Source organism: Sulfuricurvum sp. RIFOXYD12_FULL_44_77, from assembly GCF_001830725.1.
GTDB classification, from domain to species: Bacteria; Campylobacterota; Campylobacteria; order Campylobacterales; family Sulfurimonadaceae; genus Sulfuricurvum; species Sulfuricurvum kujiense_A.
Window position 1 is genome coordinate 1 of record NZ_MIBU01000147.1, and the last position, 8551, is coordinate 8551.

The window sequence follows — 8551 nt, forward strand, 5'->3', positions numbered from 1 at the left end:
CCCCTTTTGCATATACTTTTTTCCCATCATGCGCAAAAAATGTCAGTTCTAACGGGGCATTGTTATCTCCTGAAGCGAGTATTGCAATATCATCGGGTGAGATGGTAAAACTGGAGAGGACTTTTTTGGTCATAAAATCGATCTGCGGATAGGCGGCGTAGACGAGTTCGGAACAGACGATCGTCTCGGTGGTGTTGACATTGAAATCGAAATCGTATTTTTTCCCGAAATGGCTCATAGCCAAATCGAGTGATGTGCGCATTGCGTCGCTCTGAAGTCGACTCGGGCGTAAGATGGCCACATCGTCGATGTTCATAAAATGCTCCACACTGTTGAGGACTACCCCCTCGCGTAACGCTTCGAGAATCACTTTCCCCTCACGAATCTGATCGATATGTTTACGGACGAACGGGGTATCGAGTGCACCCATATCGCGTAACTGCTCAAAAGTACCTATATAAATCGCCGCATGACCGAAATGCCCCGGAATCGTTTTATCGGTGAGGGCAAACGGGGTTTTTTCGAGGAGGATATCACCGGGTTTCAGATGCTCTGAAAATTGCGAGAGAAACTCTCGATCGTTACGCAGTTTACCATTGCGCCATCGCACCATCCCCATCGTGTTCCCCACCCCTTTCGAGAGATTAAATTTGAGTTTCTCGACTGTCGAAAACGGCAGTTTGATCGCTCTGGATAGGAGTGAACCGACCTGATCGGAGATTTGGGTAAAGGCGTTATCTCCTCCGAGTTTAGATCGCATCGGGGAATGGTCAATGTACTCATATAAAGATCGGATACTCGGATCGGCTTGGGCAATATGATAGGCGATACTTTGGCGGTTCTCTTCAAAAAATCGGATTGCATCGAGCATCGTAGAGCGATAGGTGAGCGTAGAGGAACGCATCAGCGAATCTTTGTAAAAATTCCCCTCTACGCCGTATTCAGGATAGGCTTCGTTGAGTTTTTCTCGTAGAGCGCTTTTCGATGCAAACTGCTCCTCCATAAAATGGGCATTGTCATAAAGAGTGAGTGCGGCAGCCATCGAGATTAGGATTGATTCGATACGGTCACGATCATCCAGCGATTCATCAGTGCGATAGAGGGTATTGCGATAGCGCAATGCGTAAGGGAATAGGGTGGTGCGAATTGCATCGGCTTCTCCGATAGAAGAGGCAATGGTGACCGAGAGGGCTGAGGGGATAGCACCGCTGTGCGCTTTTGTTGCTTTATCAGCCGCCTCTACAAAAGTGGGGATTTTTTGTCGAAGTAGCAAAGATCGCTGGATCAGGTTCTCGACCGCTACGGCATCGTTATGGCGTGCCGTGTTGACCAATTGCGTCAAATCCGATTCGGCGGACAGGAGGGTAAACGCGGCTAGGGTCAGTGAGATTATGAGGATTCTATAATTCATTTTTTGCCTTTGTGTGGATTATACGTGCAATGATTCCAGCGACGAGCAAGGTAGCCACGGCAATGAGGAGAAAAATATCGGGGATATCCCATCCACTTTCAAAAAGTACCATTGTCACAATGGCTCCTGCGACCATAAAAAGGGCATTAAGGATATTGTTGGCGGCGATGATGCGGGAGCGTGAGTGTGCTTCGCTTCGTCCTTGCATCAGGGCATAAAGGGGAACGCTGTAAAGTCCGCCGAATACCCCGATGAGCGTTAAATCAAAGAGGATATGGAAAAATTGCGGGTTGGCGTAAATCTCTCCCGCAGCAGTGAAATGTTGTGCGGTGAGGGCAAAATCGATCCCCGATAGCCCCATCCCGATCGCTCCGACAACGACAAGAGAGGGACGAATGGAGTGATGACTAAGCCGTTCACAAAGGATGGAACCTATCCCGATCCCGACGGTAAAAAGGCTCAATAGGATTGTCACCGTTGTTTCATCCCCCATCAATACCGTTTGAACGAACGAAGGAAACTGAGAGAGGAGTAGCGCCCCATAGAGCCAAAACCATGAGATGGCGAGGATAGCGAGAAATACGATTCGGTTTTGGTAGGCTAAACGAAGGGTATTGAATGTTTGAGTAAAAAGATTCAATGAAAACGGCATCTGCGGCGAGAGGGACGGGGCAGAGGGGATATAGCGGCTAAAAGCGTACCCAATAAGCGCGACCCCAATAGCGGCTATTCCGGCGATCACTCCGCCGTTGGGGATTCCCGATACTATCCCCCCCATTAATGTCCCTAGCAAGATCGCGGCAAATGTCCCTGATTCGACGAGAGCGTTGGCGCTGATCAGCTCATTTTCCCCCATATGTTGAGGGATGATCGAGTATTTGATGGGACCAAACAGTGTCGAGTGCATCCCCATACCGAATACGACGATGAGGAGTGTCGTAAACGAATGGGTCGCAAATCCCACCGTGGCGATCACCATCAAAAAGATCTCCCACACTTTGACGATACGAGATAGTCGTGCTTTATCGAATTTATCGGCCAACTCCCCCGCCAATCCCGAAAAAAGGAAAAAGGGGAGGATAAATATTGCCCCGATCAGAGGAGCGAGAAGCGCGGACGAAATCGATGTCCACTCTGCAGCCTGGAAGGTGAGGATCACCGCAAGGGTATTTTTAAAAAGGTTGTCGTTAAATGCCCCTAAAAACTGAGTTCCAAAGAGGGGGGCAAAACGGCGGGTTTTGAGGAGGTAGATCGGACTGCTCATGCATCTGCCGCCATTGATTTGAGGGTGACATAGTCGGTTTTGCCTGTACCCAAAACAGGGATGGCATCGACATAAACGATTTTGCGAGGAACGGCGATTTCAGGGTATCCTCGTTCGCGTGCGGCTTGTTGGAGGGTATCGCGTTTAAGCTCTCTGTCGGTCGTAAAGAGGACAAGTGCCTCCCCTCTGGACTCATCACTTTGAGACGATGTCGCATGAAAATGGCTCGGTGAAGCGGTGAGGGCGAGTTTCTCGACCGATTCGAGGGAGATCATCTCCCCCGCGATCTTGGCAAACCGTTTTACCCGTCCCGCGATGCGGACAAACCCCTCATGATCGATCGTGACGATGTCTCCCGTATCGTACCACCCCTCTCCCGCTTCGGAGGTTGGTTTTTCCAAAAATCCGGGGCGTTCGGCGCGTAGATAGCCGCTCATAACGTTCGGCCCTTTGACGTGCAAGATTCCCCCCTCATCGATCCCCGGAACACTAATGAGTTTTGCCTCAATCCCCGGCAAAATCTGTCCTACGGTGCCGCTTCGGTACGCCATCGGGGTATTGACGGCGATAACGGGAGCCGTCTCAGTCGCTCCGTACCCTTCAAAAATCCGTATTCCGAATTTTTCAAACCACAGCTCTTTGACACTCTCTGAGAGCTTTTCAGCCCCTGCCACCACGTAACGGAGGCGGTAAAAATCGTACGGATGAGCATGAGCGGCATAATGGTTCAAAAAGGTGCTGGTTCCAAAAAGGATCGTGCATGATCGGTCATATGCGATCTCAGGGATAACGCGGTAATGCAGAGGAGAGGGGTATAAAAAGAGGGGAATCCCTCCCATAATCGGCAACAATGTCCCCGCCGTCAAACCGAAGGAGTGGAAAATCGGCAGTGCGTTGAGCATTTTGTCTTCCGTCGAGAAATCGACGATGGAACGCAGTTGAGCGATATTTGCCAAAATTGCATCGTGCGAGAGGACAACCCCTTTGGGTTTCCCCTCAGAACCTGAGGTAAAGAGGATCACCGCCGTATCTTCAGGAGCTACTTTGTGCATCACGACACGCGGGAACCATCGTGCGAATCCCATCAGCCAGAGTTTGTCGATGAGACGCATTTGAGGACGGAGCTCTTCGAGATAGAGGATCGTTACACCGTGCAACCCCTCTAGTTTGGGTTCGAGTTTCCCCTGTTCTACAAAAGCACGGGAGGTGATGATTGTGTTGATCTGTGCAGCGGTGCAGGCACTTTGGAGTCCATCGCTTCCTGCGGTAAAGTTGAGCATCGCGGGGGTTCTCCCAAACGCATTGAGTCCGAGAATAAGCCCCAATGTCGGAACCGCTGTGGGCATCAGTACACCAACCGCTTCTTTGGCAGCGGTATGAGGGGAGAGGAGTCTTCCCAATCCCAACGCCATCGTTAGTACTTGTCGGTAGGTGTATTCGATTTGTTTGGTATCTTCGGCGATGCGGTGCGAATAACCGTAATCTTCCGCCGCATCGACGAATGCTCCGAAAAGGGTATTTGGGGTTCGCGATTCGAAGATACACTGTTGCAACAGTGTCCGCATCGCTTCGCCCGATTTAGTACGTCTCTCATGAGCACTTCCCCCCTCAGAGATACGCAGACGGGTCGGAGTGCAATAGGTGAGGGTGATTTGCGGAAACCACCGTTTTGGGTGTTCCGTATGCATCCGTGAGAGGGTACTGAACGTCGCCCCCTCGATAATCACGGGATGGATTGTCGCTTCGGTTTTCACGGTGACAAACGCCGACCCCTCATAAATCTTCATCAAACTTCCCGTTGTCGTAATCCGCCCCTCAGGGAAAATGACGACAGGGCGACCGCTCTCGACCAAACGGATGATCTGCTTGATCGCCATCGGATTGGAGGGATCGATGGCGAGGTATTCGCTCAGCGATAAAAATGCTCTTACCAGCGGGCGTTTGGCGATTTCGGTATTAACCACAAAGACCGGTTTGATCGGTAGCACCAATCCCAAAATTAGCCCGTCTAAAAACGATTGATGGTTGGCGATGATAATCGTGTGGTTTTCTTCGCGTTGAAACTCTCCGACCACTTTTATCCGAAATAAAAGACGGACGATCACATGTAAAATTGCTTTAATCATTGAGCGTTTCCTTGTAAATAGTTGAGCACATTTCCGAACGTCTTTTCAAGCAACGGCTTGTTAATCCAAAACCACACCTCTTTCCCCTTTTTCTCGCTCAAGAGCACTTCGGCTTGACGGAGGATTTTGAGATGATGAGAGACGGTGGTGCGCGCCAGTGTCGAGGCATTGGCAATCTGTCCCGCCGTGAGGTGCTCGTTTGGCTCAAAAAGCATCAACATACGCTGACGGTGTTCATCTCCTAACGCGGTAAAAATATCGGACATCGGTTTCCACTCGGGTGGTAGGACGTCGGTGTAATTGGTTTTCATAGTTATAATCCTAAAAACTTAAACATATAGATATGATAGTAAATCTGAGCTAACATCATTCTGAATCACTCACGGGAAGCTCATTTAAATGCAACTGATACAGATTGAGTGCCACGTAGATGTATTTGGATTTGACATAGGCAGGTCGGATTGTATTGAGACGCTCCTCGATCTGCTCCATTGTGTACCCTCGGTACAGCATCCATGCACTGATCGCCATAACACTCCGAGAGAGCCCTAGCGCGCAATGGACATACACACCGTTCTCTTTTTTATCTTCGATCATCATAACGACGCGGTGCAGTACCTCAGGAGAGGGGATCGTCAAATCCAAAAACGGTATTCTCGTCTGTTCCAGTGCGGAGCGGTTGATTTGATGCTCCAATGCCAGATTGATCGTGTGGCTGATCCCAAGGGATCGGATAATGTCGTATTCGCTCTGTGAGGGGTGACGTCCAAAATAGACATTCTCTTCCACGTGGCTCATGAGCGGCAATTTTTGTTTGTACCATCGCCATGAGAGGTTCGTACCGATAAAATAAGGGGCGAATACGATCCACTGCCATAATGAAGCTTTTGAGCTTTCCCCTGCGATGAGATGATTGAGTCCAAACGCATAGACGATAGCCACCGATGCCATCGAGAGAAACAGCCACAGTGCGAGGAGGGAGTGGTACGCGAACGCAGCGACGAGAAACAAAACTGCCGCACCCAAATAATAAAGCCCCACTTTGAGACTGCGCGGAGTGGTAAATCGGTTCAATACTTTGCTGTTTTGATGGATCATGGCAACAGCCGCTCCTCCGACTAACGCCCCAGTCGGGAGGTCGATAAAATGGTGTTGATACACCAGCAGAGTGGAGAGGGCGATGAGCCAAAGCCACAGGGCAACGGCGTATTTTAGAAAAACATTTTTCAAATGAGAACGCATCGACATCCACAGCACGATGGCAAAACTGATGTGCAACGAGGGGAGCTGATTGTAGGGCAAATCGGCACTGAGAAGTCCGAAAAGCCATTGGTACTCCTCGCTTTTGGGTTTTTCAAACCCGAATTGGAGCGGAAAAACGGTAAAGATGAGGACTGATAAAGTGACGATAAAGAGTACCCGCAACGCGAGGATACGAAGCTCCAAACGGCTCTGCGGGAGCAAAAAAGCGATACAAAACATCACATCCGAGGACATATAGGGGATGATAAAGGATGGAACGAACGGAATGTGACGCTCCCACTCCATAAAAATCGAGGGGTGGGAGTTAAGCGAAGCGTACTGATTCGCCGCACCGTAGAGAATAAAAAAGAGCGCCCCCATAAAAAGTACCCATACAAATCGCTCTTTGAGGGTAGCAGAGGCGTCTAGGGCAGGATCAAACGGATACATGGCTATCTGCGTCGCGCCGATGAGACGGTGAAAATGCCCCAATCATCGATCCGCATCCCTTCTTTGTCAAATCCGTACGAGCCAAAGAGAGTATCGAGTTCATACTGGCTTCGGCGGCGCATAATCCATTGCGTTTGCTGATGGTTCCCTAGCACATGGGCGATCTGTTCCAACTGCGGATGCCACGGCTGACCCGTATAGACCAAAAACCCATTCGGTGCGATCATCGAGGTGATCCCCTCAATGGCGTTTTGGATCAGATCGTTGTGCTCGAACAGCTCGAACACCCCCGAGACGATAACGATGTTCGGCTCATAGAGACTTCGGTCGTAATTGTCTTTGTTAAACGCATCGGCTTGCTCGTAGCGGATATTGGTAAGTCCCCGCTCCTTTGCCAACGCACGCCCCTGCTCAACGTTTTGCTCCTGATAATCGCGTACCAGTACTTCGATGTCGTGGTATTCTTCTGCGAGTTCGATCAGATAGCGGGCAGGCCCTCCGGCAATATCGAGGATTTTGACTTTTTTCCCCTCATTACGCAACTGATCGATTTTTTCGCGGATGGCCTCTATCGCATGGACTTTGCGCTGGCGAATCCCACGCCATCCGATGCTCTCCAGATAGTTTTTATCGGACATTTTACCCAGTAGCCCCACACCGCTCGGGGTGTTTTTGTAGACGTAATCGAGAGTCACCCCCGAATCGAACCCGTATTTCAGCCCGATTTTCATCCCATCACTCATCCAGCCCAGAGAGTTGAGCATAAAACGCTGAACGCCGAAAGAGAGTTTTTGACACGTCGTGATGTCACCCCGTGCGATACGGTCTTTTTCGTTTTGGGTCAAGGCGATGAGATGATCGCTTATATTGCTTTGAGAGGTATTGAAACACTCCTCCATAAAGGCACCGATTGCATCAATCGCTTTGTGCGCCTCCGCTTCATAGAGGATACCGTGATAAAACCCTTCCAATTCCACGAACCGTTTTAACGGGGAACTGAGGCGGTCATAAAATACCTTTTGCACACGGCTGTCCACGACATAATCCGACGTTGCCGAGAGTACCAATGTTGGGGTGACGATATGGCTCGCATCATCCACAACGCGCTTTGCGGTATCGAGGAGTGTCACGAGCTGCCGTGCGGGGATGTTCGGGGTGATGAGAGGATCGGTGTTATATCGCTCCTGCTCTACCGTGTTATGGGTCAAAAACTTCGCTTTGACGTAGGATTTGATGTTGAGGCGAGGATTAAATCGGATCATCAGATCAAGAGAGGGTTTTGCGAGAGGAACATAGAGTTTGATCACGAACGCCGGAGCGACCAATGCCATCCCCGCGATGCGAGGTGCATAATCATGCACCCACGTTGAAGCAACGACCCCTGCGACCGAGTTGGCGACGACGAACATATTCTCAGCCCTTTTCCCCTCCTTGGCACAGACAAAATGTCTAAATGCCTCCAAGTCGCGCACCAGATTCATAAACTCATAGGTCGCCTCGGCACGGGTATGTCCGTGCCCCCGATTGTCATACGAAAACACTTTGTACCCCTCGAAAATCGCCGAACGGGCGATGGGATCGAGACGCTCCGAGTGCTCATGTCCGCGATGGAGGAGCAGGACGATTTTGCCGTTGGGATTTTGCGGCGACCATTCGCGATAAAAAAGCTCTGCGCCGTCGAAGCTGGTAAATGTTCCGGTTGTCATGTTATTCTCCTAATATCTTGGTGTAGTTGGTATATATGGGATTCTCTTGTGGGAAATACTCTAAAATAGCTTTGGCATAGCGGTCGAACGGATTGGCTTCGCGCGCGAGGGCAAAACGTTTGCGATAGGGGAGATCGTAACTGTTGAGCATCGTGCTAAAGGGGACGGGGAAATCGGTGCCGAAGAGGAGTTTGTGATGGATGTCGCTCTGTCGGCTCAGATGGCGCAATACTTTTGCTCTTACGGGGGTGAGGAGGGCACTGATGTCGGCATAGAGATTCGGATAGCGTTTGAGCATATCGATGAGGAGGTAATACTCGTCGTTAAAATGTTTCGGATTTTTCGAGAGGGC

General features: G+C 50.2%; 6 protein-coding genes and 1 pseudogene. All 7 read right to left on the reverse strand.

Annotated features, from left to right (window positions below):
- The coding region (locus tag A2517_RS06180; protein ID WP_294895179.1) for a YiiX/YebB-like N1pC/P60 family cysteine hydrolase at positions 1 to 1411 on the reverse strand (1411 nt) is incomplete at its 3' end.
- Positions 1401 to 2675, reverse strand: a complete 1275-nt coding sequence (locus A2517_RS06185) for an MFS transporter (RefSeq protein WP_294895181.1) — start codon at positions 2673 to 2675, stop codon at positions 1401 to 1403. The genes A2517_RS06185 and A2517_RS06180, both read right to left, overlap by 11 nt.
- Positions 2672 to 4801, reverse strand: coding sequence for a bifunctional acyl-ACP--phospholipid O-acyltransferase/long-chain-fatty-acid--ACP ligase (aas, locus tag A2517_RS06190; protein WP_294895183.1), 2130 nt, complete (start codon positions 4799 to 4801; stop codon positions 2672 to 2674). The genes A2517_RS06185 and aas overlap by 4 nt, the downstream gene beginning before the upstream one ends.
- A complete protein-coding gene (locus tag A2517_RS06195) occupies positions 4798 to 5112 on the reverse strand; it encodes a helix-turn-helix transcriptional regulator (protein ID WP_294895185.1) in 315 nt (104 codons plus the stop codon). Before A2517_RS06195 ends, aas begins: the two co-directional genes overlap by 4 nt.
- Positions 5113 to 5167: 55 nt before the next feature.
- Positions 5168 to 6535, reverse strand: a complete 1368-nt coding sequence (locus tag A2517_RS06200) for a dual specificity protein phosphatase family protein (RefSeq protein ID WP_294895187.1) — start codon at positions 6533 to 6535, stop codon at positions 5168 to 5170.
- A complete protein-coding gene (locus tag A2517_RS06205) occupies positions 6496 to 8199 on the reverse strand; it encodes a bifunctional alpha/beta hydrolase/class I SAM-dependent methyltransferase (protein ID WP_294895189.1) in 1704 nt (567 codons plus the stop codon). The genes A2517_RS06200 and A2517_RS06205 overlap by 40 nt, the downstream gene beginning before the upstream one ends.
- 1 nt (position 8200) lies before the next feature.
- Positions 8201 to 8551: pseudogene (locus A2517_RS06210) on the reverse strand (mannonate dehydratase); the annotation flags it as partial.

Excerpts from the sequence above, each read along its gene's own strand:
- A2517_RS06185 (WP_294895181.1), bottom strand. The coding sequence starts at position 2,675 with ATGAGCAGTCCGATCTACCTCCTCAAAACCCGCCGTTTTGCCCCCCTC.
- aas (WP_294895183.1), bottom strand. The coding sequence starts at position 4,801 with ATGATTAAAGCAATTTTACATGTGATCGTCCGTCTTTTATTTCGGATA.
- A2517_RS06195 (WP_294895185.1), bottom strand. The coding sequence starts at position 5,112 with ATGAAAACCAATTACACCGACGTCCTACCACCCGAGTGGAAACCGATG.
- A2517_RS06205 (WP_294895189.1), bottom strand. The coding sequence starts at position 8,199 with ATGACAACCGGAACATTTACCAGCTTCGACGGCGCAGAGCTTTTTTAT.